This is a genomic window from Streptomyces sp. NPDC017246, from assembly GCF_044331325.1.
Classification (GTDB): domain Bacteria; phylum Actinomycetota; class Actinomycetes; order Streptomycetales; family Streptomycetaceae; genus Streptomyces.
Genome location: NZ_JBIRMW010000006.1, coordinates 253,554 through 280,545, shown reverse-complemented (window position 1 = coordinate 280,545; position 26,992 = coordinate 253,554). Strand labels below are relative to the sequence as shown.

The 26,992-nt window shown below is 73.6% G+C and carries 20 protein-coding genes and 2 pseudogenes; 11 read left to right on the top strand and 11 right to left on the bottom strand.

Features of this window, described 5'->3' with window-relative positions:
- Nucleotides 1-31 precede the first annotated feature (31 nt).
- The 7 genes from ACH4MY_RS16550 to ACH4MY_RS16520 form a co-directional block, all read right to left on the bottom strand.
- Nucleotides 32-874 carry an HpcH/HpaI aldolase/citrate lyase family protein gene (locus ACH4MY_RS16550; RefSeq protein WP_398003351.1) on the bottom strand — a complete coding sequence of 281 codons (843 nt, stop codon included), beginning with the start codon at nt 872-874 and terminating at the stop codon, nt 32-34.
- Nucleotides 871-2,046 carry a CaiB/BaiF CoA transferase family protein gene (locus ACH4MY_RS16545; RefSeq protein ID WP_398003873.1) on the bottom strand — a complete coding sequence of 392 codons (1,176 nt, stop codon included), beginning with the start codon at nt 2,044-2,046 and terminating at the stop codon, nt 871-873. Before ACH4MY_RS16545 ends, ACH4MY_RS16550 begins: the two co-directional genes overlap by 4 nt.
- A 75-nt stretch (nt 2,047-2,121) precedes the next feature.
- Entirely contained in the window at nt 2,122-3,042 is a 921-nt protein-coding gene (gene rbsK / locus ACH4MY_RS16540; protein ID WP_398003348.1) for a ribokinase, read from the bottom strand.
- Complete coding sequence (locus tag ACH4MY_RS16535; protein ID WP_398003345.1) at nt 3,039-4,418, bottom strand: ADP-ribosylglycohydrolase family protein; 1,380 nt, start codon at nt 4,416-4,418, stop codon at nt 3,039-3,041. The genes rbsK and ACH4MY_RS16535 overlap by 4 nt, the downstream gene beginning before the upstream one ends.
- Nucleotides 4,415-5,566, bottom strand: coding sequence for an ADP-ribosylglycohydrolase family protein (locus ACH4MY_RS16530; protein WP_398003342.1), 1,152 nt, complete (start codon nt 5,564-5,566; stop codon nt 4,415-4,417). Before ACH4MY_RS16530 ends, ACH4MY_RS16535 begins: the two co-directional genes overlap by 4 nt.
- Complete coding sequence (locus ACH4MY_RS16525) at nt 5,547-6,854, bottom strand: ADP-ribosylglycohydrolase family protein (RefSeq protein WP_398003871.1); 1,308 nt, start codon at nt 6,852-6,854, stop codon at nt 5,547-5,549. Before ACH4MY_RS16525 ends, ACH4MY_RS16530 begins: the two co-directional genes overlap by 20 nt.
- 476 nt (nt 6,855-7,330) lie before the next feature.
- A complete protein-coding gene (locus ACH4MY_RS16520; protein WP_398003339.1) occupies nt 7,331-8,326 on the bottom strand; it encodes an ADP-ribosylglycohydrolase family protein in 996 nt (331 codons plus the stop codon).
- A 254-nt stretch (nt 8,327-8,580) separates the two neighbouring features.
- Here ACH4MY_RS16520 and ACH4MY_RS16515 point away from each other — a divergent pair, with 254 nt between their 5' ends.
- The 3 genes from ACH4MY_RS16515 (at nt 8,581) to ACH4MY_RS16505 (ending at nt 15,853) form a co-directional block, all read left to right on the top strand.
- On the top strand, nt 8,581-9,309 hold the full coding sequence (locus ACH4MY_RS16515) for a VIT1/CCC1 transporter family protein (RefSeq protein WP_398003336.1): 729 nt from the start codon (nt 8,581-8,583) through the stop codon (nt 9,307-9,309).
- 525 nt (nt 9,310-9,834) lie between these two features.
- A complete protein-coding gene (gene gltB / locus ACH4MY_RS16510; RefSeq protein ID WP_398003333.1) occupies nt 9,835-14,400 on the top strand; it encodes a glutamate synthase large subunit in 4,566 nt (1,521 codons plus the stop codon).
- The gene (locus ACH4MY_RS16505; protein ID WP_398003330.1) at nt 14,393-15,853 is read left to right on the top strand and encodes a glutamate synthase subunit beta; all 1,461 of its coding nucleotides are present in this window, start codon (nt 14,393-14,395) and stop codon (nt 15,851-15,853) included. The genes gltB and ACH4MY_RS16505 overlap by 8 nt, the downstream gene beginning before the upstream one ends.
- Before the next feature lie 196 nt (nt 15,854-16,049).
- On the opposite strand, the pseudogene ACH4MY_RS16500 reads toward ACH4MY_RS16505, so the two are convergent.
- Nucleotides 16,050-16,771: pseudogene (locus ACH4MY_RS16500) on the bottom strand (alpha/beta hydrolase).
- 147 nt (nt 16,772-16,918) lie between these two features.
- Between ACH4MY_RS16500 and ACH4MY_RS16495 the strand changes: the two are divergent.
- The 3 genes and pseudogenes from ACH4MY_RS16495 to ACH4MY_RS16485 all read left to right on the top strand — a co-directional run.
- Nucleotides 16,919-17,032: pseudogene (locus ACH4MY_RS16495) on the top strand (VWA domain-containing protein); the annotation flags it as partial.
- 73 nt (nt 17,033-17,105) lie between these two features.
- Nucleotides 17,106-17,486: a VOC family protein gene (locus ACH4MY_RS16490; protein ID WP_398003327.1), complete on the top strand. Its 381-nt coding sequence runs from the start codon at nt 17,106-17,108 to the stop codon at nt 17,484-17,486.
- 55 nt (nt 17,487-17,541) lie between these two features.
- The gene (locus ACH4MY_RS16485; protein WP_398003324.1) at nt 17,542-18,057 is read left to right on the top strand and encodes a pyridoxamine 5'-phosphate oxidase family protein; all 516 of its coding nucleotides are present in this window, start codon (nt 17,542-17,544) and stop codon (nt 18,055-18,057) included.
- A 54-nt stretch (nt 18,058-18,111) separates the two neighbouring features.
- On the opposite strand, the gene ACH4MY_RS16480 is transcribed toward ACH4MY_RS16485, so the two are convergent.
- Complete coding sequence (locus tag ACH4MY_RS16480) at nt 18,112-19,116, bottom strand: acyl-CoA dehydrogenase family protein (RefSeq protein ID WP_398003321.1); 1,005 nt, start codon at nt 19,114-19,116, stop codon at nt 18,112-18,114.
- Nucleotides 19,116-20,261: an acyl-CoA dehydrogenase family protein gene (locus tag ACH4MY_RS16475; RefSeq protein ID WP_398003318.1), complete on the bottom strand. Its 1,146-nt coding sequence runs from the start codon at nt 20,259-20,261 to the stop codon at nt 19,116-19,118. The genes ACH4MY_RS16480 and ACH4MY_RS16475 overlap by 1 nt, the downstream gene beginning before the upstream one ends.
- A gap of 57 nt (nt 20,262-20,318) precedes the next feature.
- Between ACH4MY_RS16475 and ACH4MY_RS16470 the strand changes: the two genes are divergently transcribed.
- The 5 genes from ACH4MY_RS16470 to ACH4MY_RS16450 all read left to right on the top strand — a co-directional run bounded on the left by ACH4MY_RS16470 (nt 20,319) and on the right by ACH4MY_RS16450 (nt 26,121).
- Nucleotides 20,319-21,455 (top strand): acyl-CoA dehydrogenase family protein, encoded by a 1,137-nt coding sequence (locus tag ACH4MY_RS16470; protein WP_398003315.1) that lies wholly within the window; start codon nt 20,319-20,321, stop codon nt 21,453-21,455.
- Nucleotides 21,452-22,246 (top strand): SDR family oxidoreductase, encoded by a 795-nt coding sequence (locus ACH4MY_RS16465; protein ID WP_398003312.1) that lies wholly within the window; start codon nt 21,452-21,454, stop codon nt 22,244-22,246. The genes ACH4MY_RS16470 and ACH4MY_RS16465 overlap by 4 nt, the downstream gene beginning before the upstream one ends.
- Before the next feature lie 15 nt (nt 22,247-22,261).
- The gene (locus tag ACH4MY_RS16460; RefSeq protein ID WP_398003309.1) at nt 22,262-22,891 is read left to right on the top strand and encodes a TetR/AcrR family transcriptional regulator; all 630 of its coding nucleotides are present in this window, start codon (nt 22,262-22,264) and stop codon (nt 22,889-22,891) included.
- A 25-nt stretch (nt 22,892-22,916) separates the two neighbouring features.
- Nucleotides 22,917-24,074 carry an acetyl-CoA C-acetyltransferase gene (locus tag ACH4MY_RS16455; RefSeq protein WP_398003306.1) on the top strand — a complete coding sequence of 386 codons (1,158 nt, stop codon included), beginning with the start codon at nt 22,917-22,919 and terminating at the stop codon, nt 24,072-24,074.
- A gap of 304 nt (nt 24,075-24,378) precedes the next feature.
- A complete protein-coding gene (locus tag ACH4MY_RS16450) occupies nt 24,379-26,121 on the top strand; it encodes a DEAD/DEAH box helicase (protein ID WP_398003303.1) in 1,743 nt (580 codons plus the stop codon).
- Here ACH4MY_RS16450 and ACH4MY_RS16445 read toward each other — a convergent pair.
- A complete protein-coding gene (locus ACH4MY_RS16445; protein ID WP_398003300.1) occupies nt 26,046-26,948 on the bottom strand; it encodes a tyrosine-protein phosphatase in 903 nt (300 codons plus the stop codon). The two genes, ACH4MY_RS16450 and ACH4MY_RS16445, sit on opposite strands and share 76 nt — an antisense overlap.
- Between the last annotated feature and the right edge of the window lie 44 nt (nt 26,949-26,992).

Sequence of the window (26,992 nt, the reverse complement as noted above, 5' to 3'; positions counted from 1 at the left end):
GCCCTTTCGCATGCGGGGGGGGGTACGGGGGTCAGGCCGTCCGGGCCGCCAGGGCGAGGACCCGGTGGGCGCCCTGCACCACCGCCGCGTCGACGAAACGGCCGTCCGGCAGGGCCAGCGCGCCCGGTTCCGTCCCGGCCGCCTCGACCACCTCCCGGGCCGCGTCGATCTCCTCGGGGGTGGGGAGGTAGGCGCGCTCGATGACCGGGAGCTGGCGGGGGTGGACGGCCGCCCGGCCGAAGAAGCCCAGGGCCCGGCCCCGGGCACAGCCGGCTGCCAGCGCCTCCAGGTCGGCGATGTCCGGGTGGACCGACTGGGCCGGGGGCGGGAGGCCGGCCGCCCGGGCCGCGACCACCACCCGGCCGCGCGGCCAGTCGAGGCCGCTGTCCTCCCGTACCCCCAGGTCGGCGCGGAGGTCCGCCTCGCCGAGCGCGATGCCGCGCACGGCGGGATGGGCGGTGGCGATGGCGTACGCGTGCTCCACGGCGAGGGCGTTCTCCAGGAGCGGGTAGAGGGGGAGGCCCGGGGCGAGCTCGGCGATCCGGTGGATGTCGGTGGCGTCTGTCACCTTGGGAACCCGGAGACCGTGCAGGCCGGGGAGGAGGGCCAGGGCGGGGATGTCGCGCGGGGTGTGGACACGGACGTGGATCGGGACGGGGTGCGGGTCCGCGAGGAGATCGGCCGTGGCGTCGAGGGCGTACGCCTTGCGGTGCGGGGCGACCGCGTCCTCCAGGTCGACGATCACGACGTCGGCGCCGGAGACCAGCGCCTTGCGGACGACCTCGGGACGGTCGCCGGGGGCGTACAGCCAGGTGAGGGGGGAGGCGGCACGGCTCCCGCCGGTCGCGTCCCCGGTGCGGCTCGTCGGGCTCATACCGCTCCCTGCTCGCGGAGGGTGTCGATCTCGGCGGGGGTGAGGCCTAGTTCGGAGAGGACGGCGGTGGTGTCGGCGCCGTGGGGGCGGCCGGCCCAGCGGATGCCTCCGGGTGTCTCGGAGAGGCGGAAGAGGACGTTCTGCATCTTGATCGGGCCGAGCTCGGGGTCCTGCACCTCGGTCACGGTGCCGAGCGCCCGGTACTGGGGGTCCTCCACGACGTCCCGGACGTCGTAGACCGGAGCGATCGCCGCCTCCGCCTTCTCGAAGGCCGTCATAGCCTCCTCGCGGGTGCGGCGGGCGATCCACGCGCCGACCGCCTCGTCGAGGACGTCCGCGTGCTCGGCCCGGCCCGTGCCGTCGGCGAACCACGGCTCGTCGATCAGCTCGGCACGGCCGACCAGGACCATGACCCGTTCGGCGATGGACTGGGCGGAGGTGGAGACGGCGACCCAGGAGCCGTCGGAGGTCCGGTAGGTGTTGCGCGGGGCGTTGTTGCGGGAGCGGTTGCCCGTCCGGGGCTGGACATAACCGAGCTGGTCGAACCAGAGGGCGTGGGGCCCGATGACCGCGAGCATCGGCTCGATGATCGCCATGTCGACGACCTGGCCGCGCCCGGTCGTGGTCCTCGCGGTCAGCGCGGTCATCACCGCGTACGCCGTCGCCAGGGCCGCGATCGAGTCGGCCAGACCGAAGGGGGGCAGGGTGGGCGGACCCTCCGGCTCGCCGGTGATGGCGGCGAAGCCGCTCATCGCCTCGGCCAGGGTGCCGAAGCCGGGGCGATGGGCGTACGGGCCGAACTGGCCGAAGCCGGTCACCCGGGCCAGGACCAGACGCGGGTTGACGGTGGACAGCTCCTCCCAGCCCAGACCCCAGCGCTCCAGGGTCCCCGGGCGGAAGTTCTCCACGATCACGTCGGCGTCGGCGGCCAGCGCGAGAAGGGTGTCCCGGCCGCCGGGCGAGGACAGATCGAGGGTGATCGCCCGCTTGTTGCGGCCCAGGACCTTCCACCAGAGACCGATGCCGTCCTTGGCGGGGCCGTGGCCGCGGGACGGGTCGGGCTTGCGGGGGTGCTCGACCTTGACGACGTCGGCCCCGAAGTCGCCGAGCATCGTCGCGGCGAGCGGGCCGGCGAACAGGGTCGCGAGATCCAGGACGCGCAGACCGTGCAGGGGAGCCTGAGGTGGGGGTGCCGGCGCGGGTGTGGGGAGGGGGGCGGCTGCGGTGGGGGGGCTGTGGCGTGATGGTCATGCGGGGTCGGTCTCCCTCGTGTCGAGGGAGCCGAAGGCCGCCTCGATCTCGGTGCGGAACGGCATCGACGTCGACGCGCCCTCGCGCTGCACGGAGAGGGCGGCGGCGGCCTGCGCCCAGGCGAGAGCCTCCGGGGCCGGGCGGCCCTCGCCGAGGGCCACCGCGAGCGCGCCGACGAAGGTGTCACCGGCCGCGGTGGTGTCCACGGCCCGGACGCGGAGTGCGGGCACCGTGACCGGATCGGCGCCCCGCACCGCGTGGAGGCTGCCCGCCGCCCCCAGGGTGACGACCACCTCGGGGACGTCCCTCAGCAGGGCCAGGGCGGCCTCGCGCGGGTCGGAAAGCCCCGTGAGCGCGGCGGCCTCGTGCTCATTGGGCACCAACAGATCCGTGACGGCGAGGAGTCCGGGAGGCAGTGGCCGGGCGGGAGCGGGGGTGAGGACGGTACGGACGCCCAGCCGGCGGGCGGTCGCGGCGCCCTCCACGACCACGGAGAGGGGCAGTTCGAGCTGCAGGAGCAGGGCGTCGGCGGTGCCGATGAGGGCTTCGTCGCCATGGGTGAGGGAGGTGACGGTGCCGTTCGCGCCGGGGACGACGACGATCGCGTTGCCGCCCTCGTCGTCGACGACGATATGGGCGGTGCCGGAGGCGCCCTCGGAGGTGCGCAGGAGATCGGTGTCCACCGCGCAGTGCTCCAGGTTCGCCCGGAGCCGTTCGCCGAAGTCGTCCGCGCCGACCGCGCCGATGAACGCCACCTCGCCGCCGGCGCGGGCGGCGGCGACCGCCTGGTTGGCACCCTTGCCGCCCGGGATCGTACGGAAGGAACGGCCGGTGACGGTCTCGCCGAGGGCCGGGGCCCTCGGCACATAGGCGACGAGATCCATGTTCGTGCTGCCGAGGACGACGATGCTGGTCATGGGCGTACTGCCTCCAGATGGGTCAGTTCGGCCAGGGAGTCGAAGCCGATGCCGTCGAAGGACGCGACCGAGGTCGCGAGTCGGTTCTTGAGCGGAGAGGTCCAGTGCTCGGGCAGCCGGTCCGGGTGGCCCGCGAGCAGACCGGCGACCGAACCTGCGGTCGCACCGTTGGAGTCCGTGTCCCAGCCGCCGGAGACGGCCGCGCAGACGGAGCGGGAGAAGTCGCCGTCGGCGTGGGTGAGGGCGGCGGCGAGCAGGGCGGCGTTGGGAACGGCATGCACCCAGTGGTACCCGCCGAGTTCGGCGTGCAGCCGGTCGACCACCGTGTCGAAGTCGGCCGTGTCGCGCGCGTACCCGATCCCGCGGCGGACGGCCCGCGCGAGGCGGGAGCGCGGCGGGATCACGGCGAGTCCCCCGGCGAGCGACCGATGGACGTCGGCGGTGCCGGTCGCGGCGACGGCGAGGGTCGCGGCCACGAACATGGCGCCGTACACGCCGTTCGCCGTATGGGTGAGCACCGCGTCCCGGTACGCCTGCCCGGCGGCGCCGACCGGGTCGCCCGGGCGGGTCCAGCCGTGGACGTCGGCCCGGATCTGGGCGCCGATCCACTCCCGGAAGGGATTGCGGTGGACGGCCGTCAGCGGCGGTTCGACGCCGTCGAGGAGATTGCGGTAGGCGACGCGCTCGGCCGTGAAGGTGCGGCCGGCGGGAAGTTCGTCGAGCCAGAGGCGGGCGACGTCCGCGGTGGTGAAGTCGCGGCCGTACCGCTGGAGCAGCAGCAGATTGAGAAGGGGGTAGTTGAGGTCGTCGTCCTCGGGCATCCCGTCGATGTTCTCGGCGAGGGAGGTGGGGGCGGAGCGCCGGTTCCAGGGGTGGGCGGCGAGCAGCTCGGGCGGGACGCCGCGGGAGGTGAACCAGGTGGAGAGCGGCCAGTTGCCGGTGGCGCGGGCGAGGGCGCGGATCGCGGGGAGGGGGAGCTTCTCGACGGGCTTGCCGAGGAGGCAGCCGGCGGCGCGGCCGAGCCAGGCGGCGTGCAGACGGTCGCGGAGGGCGTGTGAGGTGGGGCCGGGTGGCGCGGGTGGGGGCTGGTGGGTGTGGTGCGGGGGCGTCACCGCCCTGATCTCGCTCAGGGCCGTCGGTTCGTGGAGGGACAGCGGGGTCGGGAGGGTCGACAGGGCGTCCAGGAGGGTTTCGGCCAGGGGGCGGAGGTCCGGGCGGGGAGTGGGCGACGCGCCGGCCGTGGGCGGGGCCGGGGGACCGCCCGCCTCCCGCCAACGGGCTTTGACCTCCCGTGCGTCACGGCCGTCCTCGCCCGCCTGGCGGAGCTCGTGGCCCACCAGGTCCTCCGGCTGGACCCAGGTCAGACGGAGGTTCATCGAGGCGCGCTCGTCAGGGCGGCGAAGGCCGACTCATGGGCCCGGCGGCGCTCCCCGTCACGGGCGAAGATCTCCCGGGTCACCTCCGTCAGGGCCCTCGCCGGGGCATGGAGATCCAGGCGGCTCGCCTCCGCCACCTGCTTCGCCCAGTCCGACGGCACCGCCGCCTCCCCGTGCAGCGCGCCCACGATCGCGCCCGCCATCGTGGCGATCGAGTCGCAGTCCCGGCCGTAGTTGACGGCGCCGAGCACCGTACGGCGATAGTCGCCCTCGCCGACGAGCAGCATGCCGAGGGCGATCGGGAGCTCCTCGATCGCATGGAGCCGGGACGGGCGCCGGGCGCCGAGCGAGGGCGAGCGGTAGTCGGGGCCGACCGAGTCGAACGGTGCCACCGCCTTGCGGAGCGGGGTCAGCGCCGACTCGAAGTCCCGGTGCCGCGACGCCACTTCCGCCACCGCCTCGATCGCCGACCGGGTGCCGTCCTTCGCCAGGGCGAGGGCCGTGCCGACCACCGACGAGGCCGTGGCGTCCGGTGCGCACGCCGCCGCCACCGCCGCCGCGAACACGCCCGCCGCCTCACGGCCGTACGAGGACTGGTGCGCTCCCGCGACGTCGAGGGCCTCGGCGTACGCGGCCTCCGGGTGGGCCGCGTTCACGAGCCCGACCGGCGCCATGTACATCGCCGCACCGCAGTTGACGATGTTGCCGTCACCCGCCTCGCGCGGGTCCGCATGACCGTAGTGGAGCCGGGTCACGATCCACTTCTCGGCGAGGAAGATCCGCTGGAGCGGCAGCGCCTCCGCCTCCAGCTCCGGGATCCAGACCGGCGAGCCCATGAGTTCGGGGACGAGGTGGTCCGCGACCGCGTACGCGTCGAGGTGGCCGCGGACCTTCTCGTACACCCGGATCAGGGCGTGGGTCATCAAGGTGTCGTCGGTGACGTGCCCGTCGCCCTTGTGGTACGGGGCGATGGGGCGGGCGGTCCGCCATTCGCCGCCGTTCCAGGGGCCGACGATCCCGGTGACGCGGCCGCCGTGGCGCTCCAGGATCTGTTCGGGGGTGTAGCCCTCGACGGGGCCGCCGAGCGCGTCGCCGACGGCGGCCCCGACGAGACTGCCGGTGATCCGGTCATCCAGTGTGGGTGTCATGTCGGAATTGTCCACCCGGGGTGGCCGGTTCCGTGGCTGCGAGCAGCCCGGCGAGTTCGACCAGATCCGTCCCCGCGAGCCGGGGCAGCGCACACCCCGCCAGCGTGCGGCAGGCCTCGCGCCAGGTCCTCGGCACCGAACGGCCTCCGCCCAGCGCCCCGGTGAGCGCGCCCGCGAGCGCGGGGGCGGAGTCGGCGACCCGGGAGAGACAGGCCGCGGCCGGTACGGCGGCCGTCATCTCGCCCCGGGCGGCGGTCGCGAGGGCGAGCGCGACCGGAACGGTCTCGGCGGCGGCGATGCCGTAGCTGTAGACGTGGTCCACGATCTGGTGCTCCAGGAGCGGGACGAGCTCGAAGGCCGAACCCGCGGTCCGCGCCAGCTTCACCGCGTACCGGGCGTTGCGGCCGATCTCGGTGACGGGCGGGAGTTCGGCGAGCGCCTCCTCGACGGCCTCCTCGGCCGTCGCCCCGCCGAGGGCCGCGGCGACGGCCGCGGCCATCGCGCGGGCACCGTGGACTCCGTCGCCGTCCTGGGTGTACCGGGCGTCGAACTCGGCGAGTCCGGCGGCGGCACGCGGGTCGCCGGGATGGACGACGGCCAGGACCGAGGCCCGGACGCAGGCCGCGTCGTCGAAGAAGTGCGGGTTGTCGTGGCCGGTGGCGGGCGGGCGCAGACCCGTCGCCAGATTGCCGAGGCCCGCGCGGACGGAGATCCGGGCGCGGAGCGGGAGAACGGCGGACTCGACCTCCGGGGCGCGGTCGGCCGCGGCGGCGACCTGCCCCGCGAGGGCGTTCCAGGCGAGGTCGACGGCGGCGCGGAGCCGGCGCTCCGGGGGGAGGCCGGCGAAGACCGGGCCCGCGGCGGTGAGGATCGCCTCGGCGGTGAAGGCTGCCCACTCGGCGTCGTCGGAGGGGCCGAGGCGGAGGGGCTCGGGGGGCTGGTTGAGGGCGATGGGGACGGGGAGGGTGGTCGTGGCGTTCTGCTCGGCGAAGGTGTCGAGCTCACGGGTGAGACGGCGGGTCCACTCGGGCATACGGGCGGCGCGGTGCCGGGCGGCGGGCCAGCCGGCGGCGTCACCCGCGGCGAGGCCGAGGAGAAGCCCCTCGACGGCGTCGCGGCCGGCCCTGCGGGGGGAGTCGGGCGGGGGTAGGGGGCGGGCGGCGCCCCAGGTGCCGGTGCGGTAGGCGGGAGCGGGGTCCAGGGGGTCGGTGGGTGTCTGTGGGGCGAGGTCCAGTGGGGTGGTGCTCGGCACGGGGGTGGTGGTGGGTGCCTGTGGGGCGAGGCCCAGTGGGTCGGTGTCCCGCAGCGGGGTGGGGTCCGGCCGGGCACCGAGCAGGGGACCGGAACCCGGCACCGGGGGTTGTGCCCACCCGTCCCGCCCTGCGGGACGATCGCCCACAACGGTGGGGGAGGGGGCGGCCGCGGTGGGGCCCGCGTCCACAACGGTGGGGCCTGGGGTGGCCGCGGTCGCGCTTGGGCCCGAAGCGGTGGGGGCGGGGGTGTGAGCGGTGGGGGCCGTGCCCACCGTGGTGGGAGTGGGGGTGGCCGTGGTGGGGCTCATGCCCGTGGTGGTGGAGCTTGTGCCCGCAGCGGTGGGGGCCGTGCCCACCGTGGTGGGAGTGGAGGCGGCCGCGGTGGGGCTCATGCCCGCGGTGGTGGAGCTTGTGCCCGCAGCGGTGGGGGCCGTGCCCACCGTGGTGGGGCTCGCGGTCGGAGTCGTGGGGTTCTCGCTCGTGGCGGTGCTTGTCGTCGTGTCTGCGCTCATCAGGACTCTCCGTCCGGGGTCAGAAGGTCTGCCACGTCCAGGACGTGGTAGCCGCGCATGGAGGGGAGGCAGCTGCCGGTGACGGGGGTGATGGCCGAGGCCCACTCCTCGGGGATCGACCGCAGTCCGCCCGCCGCGCCGGCCAGGGCGCCCGCCACCGCCGCCGTGGTGTCGGCGTCGCGGCCCATGTTGACGGCCGTGAGGACCGCCGTACGGAAGTCCCCGCGCGCGGCGGCGAAGGCGCCGAAGGCCAGGCCCACGGCCTCCGGGGCCAGGTCCGTCCACGGGTAGCCGCCGATGACGACGGCCGAGCGGACCTGGCGTTCGCGGGTGAGCGGGTCCGGCTGGACGCGCTGGGCGGCGACGACCGCGCGGCGCAGCGAGCGGGCCGTCCACGAGTCCATCGGGACTGCCGAGAGGGCCGCGGCGATCACCGAGGTCACCCCCGCTCCCGCCATCGCCGCCGCGACGCCCGCCGCGACGGCCTGGCCGCCGTAGATGCCCTCGCCGTCGTGGCTGACGCTGCCGTCGATGGCGACGAGCCGGGCCGCCTCCGCAGGGCGTCCGGCGGCGAACACCCCGAACGGCGCCGCGCGCATGGCGAGACCGTCGCTCCAGGCGTGCCGGTGCTGGGCGGAGATGGGGGCGGCGAGGCCCCGGCGGAGGTTCTCCAGGGTGCCGCGCTCCGAGAAGCCCGCGCCGCGGAACGGGCCTTCGTCGAGGTCGGCGATCCAGTGGTGCCAGGCCCGTTCGACGTGGTGGACGGTGAGGGCCGAGCCGTGCCGGGCGAGGAGCAGTGCCGAGAAGATGGCGTACTCGGTGTCGTCCGTGCCCGCCGGGCTGTCCGTGACGAAGCCCTCGATCCGGCCCCAGCGGCGGCGGATCTCGGAGGGCCGCATGTTCTCGGCGGGCGCGCCGAGCGCGTCGCCGACGGCGAGGCCGAGAAGTGCCCCTCTCGCCCGTTCACGCGTGTCGCGTGCCGTGGTGGTCACCATGGTCGTGGCCCCTTCCTCGGTGGGGGCGCGTCGATGGCGCCCCGATGCCTGGATCTGTGCCACCACGGGCCGCGAACTCGCCGAAGAAACGTCTCTGTCACCCGCCTGACACCTCGCCAGGACCCGCTGCCCGCAGCAAGGTACGCCTTAGTAAGTACGGCCTGCCTTGCTGGCACGCCCCTTACATCACGCGTATTTTCGAGGGTGTTGGGGGCGGCGGGAGCAACCCGGCCCGCCGGATCGAGGGGAGAGTCATGTCCATCATCGAAGCTCAGGCGTCACTGCACGAGGCCCACCGCGACAACCACACGCACCGTGATGTGAACGGCGGTTGGCTGCGCCCGGCGGTGTTCGGCGCGATGGACGGACTCGTCTCCAACCTCGCCCTGATGACCGGCGTCGCCGGTGGCGCGGCCTCCACGCAGACCGTCGTCGTCACCGGCCTCGCCGGACTCGCGGCCGGCGCCTTCTCGATGGCGGCCGGCGAATACACCTCCGTCGCCTCCCAGCGGGAGCTCGTCCAGGCGGAACTGGACGTCGAGCGGCGCCAGTTGCGCAAGCACCCGATCGACGAGATGGAGGAGCTCGCCGCGCTCTACGTCTCCCGCGGTGTCGAGCCCGCGCTCGCCCGCGAGGTCGCGATGCAGCTGTCGCGGGACCCGGAGCAGGCGCTGGAGATCCACGCCCGCGAGGAGCTCGGCATCGACCCGGACGACCTCCCGTCGCCCACCGTCGCCGCCGTCTCCTCCTTCGGCTCCTTCGCGCTCGGCGCGCTGCTCCCCGTGCTGCCGTATCTGCTCGGGGCGACCGCGCTCTGGCCGGCCGTGCTGCTCGCGCTCCTCGGGCTCTTCGCCTGCGGCGCGCTCGTGGCCCGGGTGACCGCCCGCGGCTGGCTCTTCAGCGGGATGCGCCAGCTCGTCCTCGGCGGCGCCGCCGCAGCCGTCACGTACGGGCTCGGCATGCTCCTCGGGGCCGCGCTGTAACGCGTGGGGCCGGTGCGGATTCCGTACCCTCACAGAAGGCCGAGAGGCTCCCGAACCGGGCTTCTCGGCCTTTTCGTGCCCTCATTGCGGGAGATAGGCCGCGAAACGGCTGTGACGTATATCCCTGGTCCGATCCGCCGCGGCGATGAGACACTATGCGGGACGCCACATATGTAGCCGGTTACTCGGCGGTTTCGAACCCGTGACCAACGGGAATGAGGCATGAGCGTCGCTGGGCAATGAAGCCCACACAGTGACGGGTCGCCGCAGACCCGGAGATCCTCCGGATCGCTTCGATCCGTCCCCGCGAGACAGACCTCTGATTTCGCAAACCACAGGTGAACCCGCACCACCGCTCCGTGTCGGTGGTGTCCGCATGCTGGAACGAGCTATCCACTTCGCGAGAAGCCAGCCATCATGTAACCTGCACGAAATTTCGCGGAGGGCCAACGTCGTCCCTCGGCAGCAGCTCCCCCAGACGTGGTCTGGGAGGTGCCCCCAGCCACGACGACGACGGGAGAGCCGATGCGTTCCGACGCCTGGTCGCCCATGGACGGTCGCCCTGCTCCGCAGGGGATGTACGACCCCCGTAACGAACACGACGCCTGCGGTGTCGGGTTCGTGGCCACCCTCACCGGTGTAGCCAGCCACGCGCTGGTCGAGCAGGCGCTGACCGTACTGCGCAACCTCGAGCACCGCGGCGCCACCGGCTCCGAGCCCGACTCCGGTGACGGCGCCGGCATCCTGTTCCAGGTCCCCGACGCCTTCCTCCGCGAGGTCGCCGGATTCGACCTCCCCGAAGCCGGCGCGTACGCCGTCGGCATCGCCTTCCTCCCCGAGGACGGCACCGACGAGACCACCGCGAAGATCGAGGCGATCGCCGCCGAAGAGGGCCTGAACGTCCTCGGCTGGCGTGACGTCCCCGTCGCCCCCGAGCTGCTCGGCGCCTCCGCCCGCGCCACCATGCCGGTCTTCCGCCAGCTCTTCGTCGCCGACGGCGAGACCTCGGGCATCGCGCTCGACCGCAAGGCCTTCGTCCTGCGCAAGCGCGCCGAGCGCGAGGCCGCGACCTACTTCCCGTCGCTCTCCGCCCGCACCATCGTCTACAAGGGCATGCTGACCACCGGCCAGCTGGAGCCCTTCTTCCCGGACCTGTCGGACCGCCGCTGCGCCACCGCCGTGGCCCTGGTCCACTCCCGGTTCTCCACCAACACCTTCCCGAGCTGGCCGCTGGCCCACCCGTACCGCTTCGTCGCCCACAACGGTGAGATCAACACCGTCAAGGGCAACCGGAACTGGATGACCGCCCGCGAGGCGCAGCTCGACTCCGAGATCCTCGGCGGCGAGGGCAAGGACCTCTCCCGGATCTTCCCGATCTGCACCCCGGACGCCTCCGACTCGGCCTCCTTCGACGAGGTCCTGGAGCTGCTCCACCTCGGCGGCCGCTCGCTGCCGCACGCGGTCCTGATGATGGTCCCGGAGGCGTGGGAGAACCACGAGACCATGGACCCGGCCCGCCGCGCCTTCTACCAGTACCACTCCACGATGATGGAGCCCTGGGACGGCCCGGCCTGCGTCACCTTCACCGACGGCGTCCAGGTCGGCGCGGTCCTCGACCGCAACGGTCTGCGCCCCGGCCGCTACTGGGTCACCGACGAGGGCCTCGTCGTCCTCTCCTCCGAGGTCGGCGTCCTCGACATCGACCCCGCCAAGGTCGTCCGCAAGGGCCGCCTCCAGCCCGGCAAGATGTTCCTCGTCGACACCGCCGAGCACCGCATCGTCGAGGACGACGAGATCAAGGCCGGCCTCGCCGCCGAGAACCCGTACGCGGAGTGGCTGGAGACCGGCGAGATCGAGCTCTCCGACCTCCCCGAGCGCGAGCACATCGTGCACACCCACGCCTCGGTCACCCGCCGCCAGCAGACCTTCGGCTACACCGAGGAAGAGCTGCGCGTCATCCTCGCCCCGATGGCCCGCACCGCCGGCGAGCCCCTCGGCTCCATGGGCACGGACTCGCCGATCGCGGCCCTGTCCGCCCGCCCGCGGCTCCTCTTCGACTACTTCACCCAGCTCTTCGCGCAGGTCACCAACCCGCCGCTGGACGCCATCCGCGAAGAGCTCGTGACCTCGCTGCGCTCCTCGCTCGGCCCCCAGGGCAACCTGCTGGAGCCGACCTCCGGATCGTGTCGCAGCGTCACGCTGCCCTTCCCGGTGATCGACAACGACGAGCTGGCCAAGCTCATCCACATCAACGCCGACGGCGACATGCCCGGCATGAAGGCCGCGACCCTCTCCGGCCTCTACCGGGTCTCCGGCGGCGGCGAGGCCCTCGCCGCCCGCATCGAGGCCATCTGCGCCGAGGCCGACACCGCCATCGAGGGCGGCGCCCGCCTGATCGTGCTCTCCGACCGGCACTCCGACGCCGAGCACGCGCCGATCCCCTCGCTGCTGCTCACCGCGGCCGTCCACCACCACCTGATCCGCACCAAGCAGCGCACCAAGGTGGGTCTGCTGGTCGAGGCCGGTGACGTCCGCGAGGTCCACCACGTCGCCCTGCTCATCGGCTACGGCGCCGCGGCGGTCAACCCGTACCTCGCCATGGAGTCCGTCGAGGACCTGGTCCGCGCCGGCACCTTCATCGAGGGCCTGGAGCCCGAGCAGGCCATCCGGAACCTGATCTACGCCCTCGGCAAGGGCGTCCTCAAGGTCATGTCCAAGATGGGCATCTCCACCGTCGCCTCCTACCGCGGTGCCCAGGTCTTCGAGGCCGTCGGCCTCGACGAGACCTTCGTCGCCACGTACTTCAACGGCACGGCCACCAAGATCGGCGGCGCCGGTCTCGACGTCGTCGCCAAGGAGGTCGCCGCCCGCCACGCCAAGGCGTACCCCGTCTCCGGAGTCCCCTCGGCGCACCGCGCCCTGGACATCGGCGGCGAGTACCAGTGGCGCCGCGAGGGCGAGCCGCACCTGTTCGACCCGGAGACCGTCTTCCGCCTGCAGCACGCCACGCGCAACAAGCGGTACGACGTCTTCAAGCAGTACACGGACCGGGTGAACGAGCAGTCGGAGCGCCTCATGACGCTCCGCGGCCTCTTCGGCTTCACCTCGGACCGCCCCGCGATCTCCGTCGACGAGGTCGAGCCGGTCTCCGAGATCGTCAAGCGCTTCTCCACCGGCGCGATGTCGTACGGCTCCATCTCCCTGGAGGCGCACGAGACCCTCGCGGTCGCCATGAACCAGCTGGGTGCCAAGTCCAACACCGGTGAGGGCGGCGAGGACCCGGACCGCCTCTACGACCCGGCCCGCCGCTCCGCGATCAAGCAGGTCGCCTCCGGCCGCTTCGGCGTCACCAGCGAGTACCTGGTCAACGCCGACGACATCCAGATCAAGATGGCCCAGGGCGCCAAGCCCGGCGAGGGCGGCCAGCTGCCCGGCCACAAGGTCTACCCGTGGGTCGCCAAGACGCGTCACTCGACGCCCGGCGTCGGCCTCATCTCGCCGCCGCCGCACCACGACATCTACTCCATCGAGGACCTGGCTCAGCTGATCCACGACCTCAAGAACGCCAACCCGGTCGCCCGCATCCACGTGAAGCTGGTCTCCGAGGTCGGCGTCGGCACGGTCGCCGCCGGTGTCTCCAAGGCCCACGCGGACGTCGTCCTCATCTCCGGCCACGACGGCGGAACGGGCGCCTCGCCGCTCACCTCGCTGAAGCACGCCGGCGGTCCCTGGGAGCTCGGCCTCGCCGAGACCCAGCAGACCCTGCTGCTCAACGGGCTGCGCGACCGGATCGTCGTCCAGACCGACGGCCAGCTCAAGACCGGCCGTGACGTCGTCATCGCCGCGCTGCTCGGCGCCGAGGAGTTCGGTTTCGCGACCGCGCCGCTCGTCGTCTCCGGCTGCGTCATGATGCGCGTCTGCCACCTGGACACCTGCCCGGTCGGCATCGCCACCCAGAACCCGGCCCTGCGCGACCGCTTCGCCGGCAAGCCCGAGTTCGTCGTCAACTTCTTCGAGTTCATCGCCGAGGAGGTCCGTGAGCTCCTCGCCGAGCTGGGCTTCCGCACCATCGAAGAGGCCGTCGGCCACGCGGAGCTGCTCGACACCAGCCGCGCCGTCACGCACTGGAAGGCGCAGGGTCTCGACCTGGAGCCGCTCTTCTACGTGCCCGAGCTGCCCGAGGGCGCGGTCCGCCACGCGCTGATCGAGCAGGACCACGGTCTGGAGAAGGCCCTCGACAACGAGCTGATCCAGCTCGCCGCCGAGGCCCTGAACGCCGCCTCCGCCGAGGAGGCCCAGCCGGTCCGCGCACAGGTCGCCATCCGCAACATCAACCGCACGGTCGGCACCATGCTCGGCCACCAGGTGACGAAGAGGTTCGGTGGCGCCGGCCTCCCGGCCGACACCATCGACATCACCTTCACCGGCTCCGCGGGCCAGTCGTTCGGCGCCTTCCTGCCGAGCGGTGTCACCCTCCGTCTGGAGGGCGACGCCAACGACTACGTCGGCAAGGGCCTCTCCGGCGGCCGGGTCGTCGTCCGCCCCGACCGGGGCGCCGACCACCTCGCCGAGTTCTCGACCATCGCGGGCAACACCATCGGCTACGGCGCGACCGGCGGCGAGCTGTTCCTCCGCGGCCGCACCGGCGAGCGCTTCTGCGTCCGCAACTCCGGCGCCCTGGTCGTCTCGGAGGGCGTGGGCGACCACGGCTGCGAGTACATGACCGGCGGTACGGCGGTCGTCCTCGGCGAGACCGGACGCAACTTCGCGGCCGGCATGTCCGGCGGCGTCGCCTATGTCGTCGACCTCGACCGGGACAACGTCAACTCCGGCAACCTGGGCGCGATCGAGGCCCTGTCGGACACCGACAAGGCGTGGCTGCACGATGTCGTGCGCCGTCACCAGGAGGAGACCGGTTCCACGGTCGCCGAGAAGCTCCTCGCCGACTGGGCCGTGAACGCGGACCGGTTCAGCAAGATCATCCCCACCACGTACAAGGCAGTGCTCGCCGCCAAGGACGCCGCTGAGCTCGCCGGTCTCTCCGAGACCGAGACCACCGAGAAGATGATGGAGGCGGCGACCCATGGCTGACCCCAAGGGCTTCCTGACCACCGGTCGCGAGGTCGCCGAGACCCGCCCCGTGGGCGAGCGCGTCAGGGACTGGAACGAGGTCTACGTTCCCGGCTCCCTGCTGCCGATCATCAGCAAGCAGGCCGGCCGCTGCATGGACTGCGGCATCCCGTTCTGCCACAACGGCTGTCCCCTCGGGAACCTCATCCCCGAGTGGAACGACTACGCGTACCGCGAGGACTGGTCGGCGGCGCAGGAGCGTCTGCACGCCACCAACAACTTCCCGGAGTTCACCGGCCGCCTGTGCCCGGCTCCGTGCGAGTCCGCGTGTGTGCTCGGCATCAACCAGCCGGCCGTCACCATCAAGAACGTCGAAGTCTCCATCATCGACAAGGCCTGGGACGCGAACGACGTCAAGCCGCAGGTGCCCGAGCGCCTCTCCGGCAAGACCGCCGCCGTCATCGGCTCGGGCCCGGCGGGTCTCGCCGCGGCCCAGCAGCTGACCCGGGCCGGCCACACCGTGGTCGTGTACGAGCGCGCCGACCGCATCGGCGGCCTGCTGCGCTACGGCATCCCCGAGTTCAAGATGGAGAAGCGGCACATCAACCGCCGCATCGAGCAGATGCGCGCGGAGGGCACCAAGTTCCGCACCGGCATAGAGATCGGCCGCGACCTGACGTCGACGGACCTGCGCAAGCGGTTCGACGCCGTGGTCATCGCCGCCGGCGCCACCACCGCCCGCGACCTGCCCGTCCCGGGCCGTGAGCTGGCCGGCATCCACCAGGCGATGGAGTACCTGCCGCTCGCCAACAAGGTCGTCGAGGGTGACTTCGTGGCCCCGCCGATCACGGCCGAGGGCAAGCACGTCGTCGTCATCGGCGGCGGCGACACCGGCGCCGACTGCGTCGGTACGGCCCACCGCCAGGGCGCGGCCTCCGTCACCCAGCTGGAGATCATGCCCCGTCCGGGCGAGGAGCGGAACCCGGGCCAGCCCTGGCCGACCTTCCCCATGCTGTACAAGGTCACCTCCGCGCACGAGGAGGGCGGCGAGCGGGTCTACTCCGTCTCGACCACCCACTTCGAGGGCGACGAGGACGGCAACGTGCAGTTCCTCCACCTCGTCGAGGTGGAGTTCGTCGAGGGCAGGCTGACCCAGAAGCCGGGCACGGAGCGCAGGATCCCCGCCCAGCTGGTCACGCTCGCGATGGGCTTCACCGGCACGGACGTGGAGAACGGCCTGGTCGCCCAGTTCGGTCTGGACCTCGACGAGCGCGGTAACATCGCCCGTGACGCGGACTTCGCCACCAATGTCGATGGCGTGTACGTCGCCGGAGACGCCGGCCGCGGCCAGTCGCTCATCGTCTGGGCGATCGCCGAGGGCCGCTCCGCCGCCCGCGGCGTGGACCGCTTCCTGACCGGTGCGAGCTCGCTGCCGGCCCCGATCCGCCCGACGGACCGTTCGCTGATGGTCTGATCCGACCGGATCACCCGATGGACGTCCCGTACAACGACGTACGGAACTGAGCGCGGCGCCCCCCGAATGTCCCCGACCGGACGACTGGGTGGGCGCTGTTGCGCGTCCGGAAGGCGCCGGTGAGCAGCCCGACGGCGCTCCACCGCGGCCCCGGTGTCAGCCGGAGCCGCTCGCCCCCTGATTTCCCGCCCCGTGCTCACGCGGTGCGGGGCGGGACGGATCCGATCGCGGACAGCCAGGCCGCCGCCGCGTCCAGCGCCGCGTCCGCCTCGGGGAGCAGCCCGGCCCCGCCGAGGAAGCCGTGGAACACGCCGGTGTGGAGGTGGACCGCGGTCCGGACGCCCGCGGCGGAGAGGCGACGGGCGTAGGCGAGGCCCTCGTCGCGCAGGGGGTCGCAGTCGGCGAGGACGAGAAGGGCCGGGGCGGTCCGGTGACCTCGGCCGTCAGACCGGGGGAGGCGGCGAGGGGGTCGCCGTCCGGTCCCAGGTACTGCTGCCAGTACCAGCGCATATGGGCCGTGGTGTGGAAGTAGCCTTCCGCGAAGGTCCGGGCCGAGGCCCCCTCCAGGCGGTGGTCCAGGGCCGGATGGGCCAGGAGCTGGCCCGCGAGCGGCGGGCCGCCCCCGTCGCGGGCGCGCAGGGCCGCCGCCGCTGCCAGGCCGCCGCCGCTGGAGTCGCCCGCCAGGACGAGGGGACGGCCCGGATATCTGCCGGCCGCCCACCCCAGGGCCGTCCACACGTCGTCCTCGGCCGCCGGGAAGCGGTGCTCGGGCGCGCGCCGGTAGTCGACGGAGACGACGGTGGCACCGGTACGGGAGGCGAGCGAGCGGCACGTCCGGTCGTGGGTGTCCGGATCGCACAGGACCCAGCCGCCGCCGTGGGCGAAGACGACGACGAGGTCGGCCGTGCCTTCGTACACACGGACCGGGACTCCGTCCGCCGAGGCGGAGGGGGTGGGCGGGATCTCGCCGAGACGGGGCGCGGGCCGCCGCCCGGAGCGCTTCCGCGCCCGCCTCGGGGCCGGGGAAGCCGGCCGCAGGCGGGCCGGGACCCGGGCCTGATCCCGCACGCGGGCCGGGACCCGGGCCTGATCCCGGACGCGGAGCTGTACGACAGGCTCGTCGCCGAGTTCCCGGCCTGGCTCGCGGAGGCGCGGCGGCAGGGCATCGTCCGCTCCTGAGGCCGGCACCGGCCGAACGGCGGTGCGGGAGAAGTCGTTTGTCGCGGCCGTGCGCGGCGGAGATCATGACGGCATGACTTCCCTTGTGCGACACGTGACCATCGACTGCGCCGACGCCTACGCCCTGGCCACCTTCTGGGCGAAGGCCCTGGACTCCAAGGTCTCCGACGACGATCGCCCCGGTGACGAGGAGGCGCTCGTCGAGACGCCCGGCGCCGGACTGCTCTTCATCCAGGTCCCGGAGCCGAAGTCGGTGAAGAACCGCGTCCACCTCGACCTCCAGCCGCAGGACCGGACCCGCGACGAGGAGGTCGAGCGGCTGCTCGGCCTCGGCGCCACCCTCCTCGACGACCGCCGGAACCCGGACGGCACCGGCTGGGCGACCCTGGGGGACCCGGAGGGCAACGAGTTCTGCGTGGAGCGCAGCGCGGCGGAGCGCGCCGCCACCTCCTGACGCCTCCGGAGTAATCCGGACAGTGGATGTCGGGTATCCGGTGTTTCCTGGATCCATGGGAGACACCGGAACCGGAACCACCTGGTCGGCCTTCGAGGCCGCCGAACCCGAACTCGCCGCGACCGTGCGCGAGCGCTTCGGGCAGTACACCCACCACGCCCTCGCCACCGTCCGCGGGGACGGCTCGCCCCGGCTCAGCGGCATCGAGGCCGACTTCCGCTTCGGGGAACTCTGGCTGGGCATGATGCCGAACTCCCGGAAGGCCCTCGACCTCCGCCGCGACCCCCGGTTCGCGCTGCTCGCCAACCCGGGCCCCGGCACGGACATGGGCGGCGGGGACGTCCGCGTGTCGGGGCGGGCGGTCGAGGTCACCGACCCCGCGACCGTGGACCGGTACGCCGCCGAGGCGGGCGCGCCCCGGCCCTTCCACCTCTTCCGCGTGGAGCCGGCCGAGGTCGTACGGACCTGGGTGGACGGCGACGAGCTCGTCGTCCGCACCTGGTCCACCGGGCGCCCGGCCCGGACCATCCGGCGCGGCAACGACGACAGCCCGCCCCGCCGGGAGTCCTGAGCCGGGTCGCCCACGCGTCCCGGCGGCACTCCCTGACGGCTCACGCCGGCACGTTCAGGAGTACGCGGTCAGGACGGCCGCCCGGCAGGCGGCCGGGGTGCCCCAGGCGTCCCGCAGCGGGCGGGCCTTGCGGAGCCACAGGGAGAGGTCAAGCTCCTCCGTGTAGCCGACCGCGCCGTGGATCTGGAGGGCGGTGCGGGCCGCCGCGTACCCCGCCTCGCCGGCCGTCACCTTGGCGGCGGCCACATCTCCGTCCGTCAGTGTCACGGCCGCCCCGAACAGCAGCGGCCGCGCGAACTCCAGGGCGAGCAGCGTGTCGGCCAGCCGGTGTTTGACCGCCTGGAACGCCCCGATCGGGGTGCCGAACTGGGTGCGCTGCCGGGCGTACGCGACCGTCCGGTCGAGCAGCGCCAGACCCACCCCCAGGGACTGCGCCGCCGTCGCCAGCGCCGCCCAGCGCAGGGCCTGCCCGGCCGCGGCCGCCACGGCCGGCCCCTCGGCGAGCAGCTCCCCGCCCGGTGCCGGGCGCGCGAGGCGCCGGGCGGGATCGGCGGACACCCGGACCGGGCCGTGGCCGGGCGCCCGCCACAGCTCCTCGCCCCGTACGACGAGCACGGCCTCCGCCCGGTCGGCGTCGAGGGCGTAGGGAACGGGGTGCCGTACGGCCTCCGTCCCGGCGATCGCCAGCGTCGCCGTCCCCTCGCCCGACGCCAGGCCCGGAAGCAGCCGCTTCGCCGGGCCCGGCTCGCCCCGGCGCGCCAGTTCGCCGAGGAGCGCCGCCGTCGCCACCGTCTCCACCACCGGCCCCGGTACCGCGTGGCGGCCCAGCTCGACGAACGCGTGCGCGAGTTCGACGGGGAGCGGGCCCACCCCCTCGTACGCCTCCGGCACCGCGAGCGCGAACACGCCCGCCTGCGCGAGCCGCCCCCACAGGGCCCGCCCCGGGCCGGGATCGCCGCCCGCCCAGGCCCGTACGGCCGCCGGGGTGTCCGAGGCGGTCAGCATCGCGTCCAGGGAACGGGCGAAGGCCCGCTGTTCACCGGTCGGCAGGAAGCTCATCAGCGGCGCCCCTTCGGGAGGCCGAGCAGCCGCTCGGCGATGATGTCGCGCTGGATCTCGTTGGTGCCCGCGTAGAGGGGACCGGCGAGGGCGAAGACGTATCCCTCGGCCCAGGCGCCGTCCGCGAGTTCGCCCTCCGCGCCGAGGAGGTCGAGCGCCGTCTCGTGCAGGGCCAGGTCGTACTCCGACCAGAACACCTTGTTGAGGCTGGACTCGGCCCCCGACGGCGCCCCCGCCGTCAGCCGGGCCGCCGCGCCCGCCGTGAACAACTGGTAGGCCCGCGCCCCGATCACCGCGTCCGCCACCCGATCCCGCAGGCCCGGGTCCGCCGGGTCGCCCTCCGTCCTCCACAGCCGCACGAGCCGGTCGGCGGCGGCGAGGAAGCGGCCGGGGGAGCGGAGCATCAGACCGCGTTCGTTGCCGGTGGTGGACATCGCGATCCCCCAGCCCCGGCCCGGCTCCCCGATCACGTCCTCGTCGGGGACGAACACCTCGTCGAGGAAGAGCTCGGCGAAGGCCGGCTTGCCGTCGAGCCGGCCGATGGGCCGGACGGTCACGCCCGGTGCCCGCAGGTCGAACATCAGATAGGTGAGCCCCCGGTGGGGCCGGTCCGCCGCCGGGTCGCTGCGGAAGATGCCGAACGCCCGGTCGGCGAAGGCGGCCCGGGAGGACCAGGTCTTCTGCCCGGAGAGCAGCCAGCCCCCGTCCGTACGGACCGCGCGGGAGGTGAGGGACGCCAGGTCGGAGCCGGCCCCGGGTTCGGACCAGGCCTGTGCCCAGACCGTCTCCCCGGTCGCCATCGACGGCAGTATCCGGGCCCGCTGCTCCTCCGTGCCGTGGTCGAAGAGGGTGGGGGCGAGGAGCTGGACGCCGTTCTGCGAGACCCGGCCGGGTGCCCCCGCCACCCAGTACTCCTCCTCGAAGACCAGCCAGCGGGCGAGGTCGACGCCCCGGCCCCCGTACTCCTCGGGCCAGGAGACCACCGACCAGCGGGCGGTGGCCAGTTCGGCCTCCCAGGCGCGGTGGGCGGCGAAGCCCTCTGCCGTCTCCAGGGAGGGCAGCGGCGCGGCGGGGACGCGGTCCCGCAGCCACTCCCGGGCCTCCGCCCGGAAGGCCTCCTCGGTCCGTGTGTACGAGAGATCCATCGGTCACCCCGCCCTCGCCCGTTCCCTAACAAGTGTTTGGTAGGTTAACGTACGGCCATGAGCAGCGTCGAGGAGTTCCGGGCGGAGATACGGGGCTGGCTGAAGACCCACCTCAGCGGCTCCTTCGCCGCCCTCAAAGGACGCGGCGGACCCGGCCGCGAGCACGAGGCCTTCGCCGAACGCCTCGCCTGGGAACGGCACCTGGCCGCCCACGGCTGGACCTGCGTCGGCTGGCCGAAGGAGTACGGCGGACGCGGCGCGACCATCGAGGAACAGATCGCCTTCCACGAGGAGTACGCCCTCGCCGACGCCCCCGCCCGCGTCAACCACATCGGCGAACAGCTCCTCGGCCCCACCCTCATCGACCACGGCACCGAGGAGCAGAAGGCCCGCTTCCTGCCGCCCATCCGCGCCGTCGAGGAACTCTGGTGCCAGGGCTACAGCGAACCCGGCGCCGGCTCCGACCTCGCCGCCGTCCGAACCCGCGCGGCGCGCGAGGGCGACGCGTGGACCGTGACCGGCCAGAAGATCTGGACCTCCCTCGCCCACGAGGCCCAGTGGTGCTTCGTCCTGGCCAGGACGGAACCGGGCTCCCGGCGCCACGCCGGACTCTCCTACCTCCTCGTCCCCCTCGACGGGCCCGGTGTGGACATCCGTCCCATCGTCCAGCTCACCGGCACCAGCGAGTTCAACGAGGTGTTCTTCGACGGCGCCCGCACCGACGCGGCGAACGTCGTCGGCGCCCCCGGCGACGGCTGGCGGATCGCCATGGCCACCCTCGGCCACGAACGCGGCGTCTCCACCCTCGGCCAGCAGGTCGGCTTCCGCCGCGAACTCGACGCCCTCGTCGCCCTCGCCCGCCGCAACGGCGCCGCCGCCGACCCCGACATCCGCGACCGCCTCACCCGCGCCTGGGCCGGCCTCCAGGCCCTGCGCGCGGGCGCCCTGCGCGGCACCGACCCCTCCGCAGCCAAGCTGTACTGGTCCCACTGGCACCGCGACCTCGGCGAACTCGCCCTGGAGGTGTGCGGCCCCGCGGCCACGCTCGCCGCCGCCGCCCCGTACGAGCTCGACGACTGGCAGCGGCTGTTCCTCTTCTCCCGCGCCGACACCGTCTACGCCGGGTCCAGCGAGATCCAGCGGAACATCATCGCCGAGCGGCTGCTCGGCCTCCCGAAGGAGCCGCGACCGTGACACCGCCTCCGTCCCCGCCCCCCTACGTGCCGGGCCACGGACTCCTCCTCGGGCGGACCGCCGTGATCACCGCCGCCGCCGGAGCCGGCATCGGCGGCGCCACCGCCCGCCGCTTCCTGGAGGAGGGCGCCCGCGTCCTCCTCAGCGACGCCCACACCCGGCGCCTCAAGGAGACCGAGACCGCGCTCGCCGCCGAGTTCGGCGCCGACTCCGTCGCCTCCCAGCCCTGCGACGTCACCGACGAGAGCCAGGTCCAGGCGCTGTACGACACCGCCGAACGGCTCCACGGCCGCCTCGACGTCCTCGTCAACAACGCCGGCCTCGGCGGCACCGCCGACCTCGCCGACATGACCGACGAACAGTGGAACCGGGTCCTCGACGTCACCCTCGGCGGCACCTTCCGCTGCACCCGCGCCGCCCTGCGCCGCTTCCGCGACTCCGGCACCGGCGGCGTCGTCGTCAACAACGCCTCCGTCGTCGGCTGGCGCGCCCAGGCCGGACAGGCCCACTACGCCGCCGCCAAGGCCGGGGTCATGGCCCTCACCCGCTGCGCGGCCGTCGAGGCCGCCGCGTACGGCGTCCGCGTCAACGCGGTCTCCCCGTCCCTCGCCATGCACCCCCACCTGGCCAAGGTCACCACCACCGAACTCCTCGGCGAACTCACCGCCCGCGAGGCCTTCGGCCGGTACGCCGAGCCCTGGGAGATCGCCAACGTCATCGTCTTCCTCGCCGGCGACTACTCCTCCTACATGACCGGTGAGACGGTCTCCGTCAGCAGCCAGCACGCGTAGGACCAGAATGGACGCGTGCCGAACACTCCCCAGAGCTCCAGCAAGAAGAAGACCCCGGTGAGCGGCGGGCCCGAGCGGCGCCGCGAGCTCCTCGACACGGCGGCCGAGGTGTTCGCCGCCCAGGGGTACAACGCCACCACCGTCCGCAAGATCGCGGACGCCGCCGGAATGCTCGCCGGCAGCCTCTACTACCACTTCGACTCCAAGGAGTCGATGCTCGACGAGATCCTCTCCACCTTCCTCGGCGAGCTGTGGGAGGGGTACGACGCCGTCCTCGACGCCGGACTCGGGCCCCGCGAGACCATCGAGGCCCTCGTCACCGAGTCCTTCCGCGAGATCGACCGGCACCGCGCCGCCGTCGCCATCTACCAGAAGGAATCCCGGCACCTCACCGACCAGCCCCGCTTCCACTACCTCGCCGACTCGCAGCGCAGGTTCGAGAAGGCCTGGCTCGGCACCCTGGAGCGCGGAGTCGCGGCCGGGGTCTTCCGCGCCGACCTCGACGTCCGCCTCACCTACCGGTTCGTCCGCGACACCGTCTGGGTCGCCGCGTCCTGGTACCGGCCGGGCGGCCTGCACAGTCCCGAGGAGATCGCCCGCCAGTACCTGTCCATGGTCCTGGACGGAATCGCCGTACGCCCCTAGGAAGACACCAGAAGGAGTCGCCGCCATGCCCGAGGCCTACATCGTCGAAGCGGTCCGCACGCCCGTGGGGCGCCGGAAGGGCGGACTCTCGTCCGTCCACCCGGCGGACCTCGGCGCCCATGTGCTGAAGGCCCTCGTCGCCCGCTCCGGGATCGACCCGGCCGCCGTCGACGACGTCGTCCTCGGCTGCCTGGACACCGTCGGCCCGCAGGCCGGCGACATCGCCCGCACGGCATGGCTCGCCGCGGGCCTCCCCGAAGAGGTCCCCGGGGTGACCGTGGACCGGCAGTGCGGCTCCTCCCAGCAGGCCGTGCACTTCGCCGCCCAGGGCGTCATGTCCGGCACCCAGGACCTGGTCGTCGCCGGTGGTGTGCAGAACATGTCGATGATCCCCATCGCCTTCGCCTCCCGGCAGGCCGCCGAACCCCTCGGCCTCACCGGCGGGCCCTTCCACGGCAGCGAGGGCTGGCGCGCCCGCTACGGCGACGCCCCGGTCAACCAGTTCCACGGCGCCGAGCTGATCGCGGAGAAATGGCGGATCACCCGCGCCGACCAGGAGGAATTCGCCCTCCGCTCGCACCGGCGGGCACTGCGGGCGATCGACGAGGGCCGCTTCGGACGGGAGACCGTGGCGTACGGGGAGGTCCGCGTCGACGAGGGTCCGCGCCGCGACACCAGCGCGGAGAAGATGGCCGGGCTCGCGCCGGTCGTCGAGGGCGGCACCATCACCGCCGCCTGCTCCTCCCAGGTCTCCGACGGGGCGGCGGTCCTGCTCCTGGCGAGCGAGCGGGCCGTACGGGAGCACGGGCTCACCCCCAGGGCCCGGATCCACCACCTCTCCGCCCGCGGCGAGGACCCGATCCGGATGCTCTCCGCGCCGATACCCGCGACCGCCCACGCGCTCAAGAAGACCGGCCTGACCATCGACGACATCGACCTCGTCGAGATCAACGAGGCCTTCGCGCCCGTCGTCCTCGCCTGGCTCAAGGAGACCGGCGCCGACCCCTCCCGGGTCAACGTCAACGGCGGCGCGATCGCCCTGGGCCACCCGCTCGGCGCGACCGGCGCGAAGCTGATGACCACCCTCCTCCACGAACTGGAACGCACGGGCGGCCGCTACGGCCTCCAGACCATGTGCGAGGGCGGCGGCCAGGCGAACGTGACGATCATCGAGCGGCTGTGACGCTCACCGAGCGGCCGTGAGCCGCGCGGAGTGGTGTCCGGCGGCCGTGACGATCACCCGCGGGCTGTGAGGTCGCCCACGTCGCAGGCCGCTGGGCTGGTCTGATCCGTCCGGGCATCGGTCGTGCGGGGCGGGAAGGTCCCGAGGCGCACTATTGTTCCGGTAGAGACATCCGGGGCTCGTATCACGCGTTCCGGGAAAACAGCCGGGGCCCGTATCGCGTGTTCCGGGTAGAGCAGCCGGGGCCCGCACCGTGCAGGTGCGGGCCCCCGCTGTGCCGCGAGCACCGGCCAGAAAGGCACGCATGACCCGCTCCGAACGCCCCCACAAGCGCAGCCCCCGCACCGCCCAGGCGAAGTCCACGTCACAGCCGAAGAACTCCCGCGGCGGCCGCCGTCCCACCGCGCCGCCGCCGCCGAGCGAGTTCACGCCGCCGGAGACGGTGACGCCCGCGCTTCCCGCGGTGGACTCCTTCGCCGACCTCGACATGCCCGAGGGCCTGCTGCGGACCCTGGGTGAGCAGGGCGTCACGGAGCCGTTCCCGATCCAGGCCGCGACCCTTCCGAACTCGCTGGCCGGCCGTGACGTGCTCGGCCGGGGGCGTACCGGCTCCGGCAAGACCCTCGCCTTCGGACTCGCGATCCTCGCCCGCTCGGCCGGCCGCCGCGCCGAGCCGGGCGCGCCCCTCGCGCTCGTCCTGGTGCCCACGCGCGAGCTCGCCCAGCAGGTGACCGACGCGCTCACCCCGTACGCCTCCGCGCTGCGGCTGCGGATCACCACGGTCGTCGGCGGTATGTCGATCAGCCGGCAGTCCTCCGCGCTGCGGCGCGGCGCCGAGATCCTCATCGCCACGCCGGGCCGGCTGCACGACCTCATCGACCGGGGCGACTGCCGCCTCGACCAGGTCTCCGTCACCGTCCTCGACGAGGCCGACCAGATGGCCGACATGGGCTTCCTGCCGCAGGTCACCAAGCTGCTGAAGCAGGTCGAGCCGGGCGGGCAGCGCCTGCTGTTCTCGGCCACCCTCGACCGGAACGTCGACCGGCTGGTCAAGATGTTCCTCGACGACCCGGTCGTCCACTCCGTCGACCCGTCGGCCGGCGCGGTCACGACGATGGAGCACCACGTCCTGTACGTGATGGACGAGACCGACAAGAAGGCCGTCACGCTGAAGATCGCGGCCCGCGACGGCCGCACGATCCTCTTCCTGGACACCAAGCGGTCCGTGGACCGGCTGGTCAAGCGGCTCCTCGCCAACGGTGTACGGGCCTCCGGCCTGCACGGCGGCCGCTCGCAGCCGCAGCGCAACCGGACCCTGGACCAGTTCAAGAGCGGTCAGGTCACCGCGCTCGTCGCCACGAACGTGGCCGCCCGGGGCATCCACGTCGACGACCTCGACATGGTCGTCAACGTCGACCCGCCGATGGACCACAAGGACTACCTGCACCGCGGCGGCCGCACCGCCCGCGCCGGTGAGTCCGGCAGCGTCTTCACCCTGGTGCTGCCCGAGCAGAAGCGCGACATGGGCCGTCTGATGTCGCACGCGGGCATCAGCCCCCGCACGGCGCAGATCAAGTCCAGCGACGAGGAGCTGGCGGAGCTGACCGGCGCGAAGGAGCCCTCGGGCGTCCCGATCGTCGTCGAGGCCCCGCAGCCGACGCAGCCGCGCAAGGCGGCCGGCTCCGGTGCCGGCGGTGGCCGTTCCTCCGGCCGTCGCCGCCGTCCGGCCGGGGCCGGTGGCGCCACCGGCACGGGCTCGGGCTCGGGCCGTTCCGGAGCCGCGGGTACGGCCTCGGGCCGCGCCGCGGGCTCCTCGGGCCGTACGTCGGGCTCCGCGGGCCGCACCGCCGGTTCCGCCGGCGGCTCGGGCCGCGCGTCCGGCGGTGGCCGGAGCGCCGGATCGGGCACGGGCGGCGGCCGCGCTGCCGCCGCGGGCGCCGGCGCCGGAGCCGGTGCCGGCCGCACCGGGCGTCAGGCCGCGGGCACCAGCCGTTCGCGAAGCGCCAGCAGCTCGCGGAACTCCAGGCCGAGGCCGACCGACACGTAGCGGAACACGCTCCCGTACGAGGAGCGCACCTGCTCCAGGGCGGTGTCGAGGTACTCCGCCCGCACCTCCTGGAGCGGGATGATCAGGGCCGGGTTCTCCATGAGCCCGGCCTGTTTCAATCCCTCCCGCACCCGGGCGTCGTACGCGGCACGGAAGGTGTTGGAGGCCAGGTAGTCGGCGCGGGCGAGGGTGTCGGGCACGCCGAGCAGGGTGAGCAGGAGCCAGCCGGTCCAGCCGGTGCGGTCCTTGCCCGAGGTGCAGTGCAGGAGCAGCGGCCCCCGGCGGGGGTCGGCCAGGTCCCGCAGGGTCGCCGCGAGGGCGGCCCGGTTCGCGGGGTCGGTGACGAAGGTGCGGTACACCTCGCGCATGAAGGCGGCGGCCCGGCCGCCGCCGAGCATCTCCTCCTGGCGCACCGGGTCGCGTGAGCCGATCGCGGTGAGCAGCTGTCCGAAGAGGCCGTTGTCGGTGACGGGCCGGGGGAGCGGGAGGACGCCGGCCGGAAGCCGGTCGGCTCCGTCGTATCCGACCTCCAGGGGGATCCGCAGGTCGACCACGGTGCCGAGGCCGAGCCCGGCGAGGGTGGTCAGGTCGGCGTCGGTGAGCCTGGCGAGGTGGTCGCCCCGGTAGGCGAGGCCGTACCGGACCCGGCTCCCGTCGTACGTGGGGTATCCGCCGAGGTCGCGGACGTTGACGGCGCCCTGGAGCGGGATCTGCCGGATCGGGGACGCCTGCGGGGACCGGGGGCGGGCGTTCGCCTCCGTGGGCAGGGCGGTGAGCAGGGCGGTGGTGCCGGTGGCGGTGAGCAGAGCGCGTCGGGACAGGTGCACGGCCGGACTCCTTTGCGGCTCAGGGGGGGGTGAGGGTCGGGGCG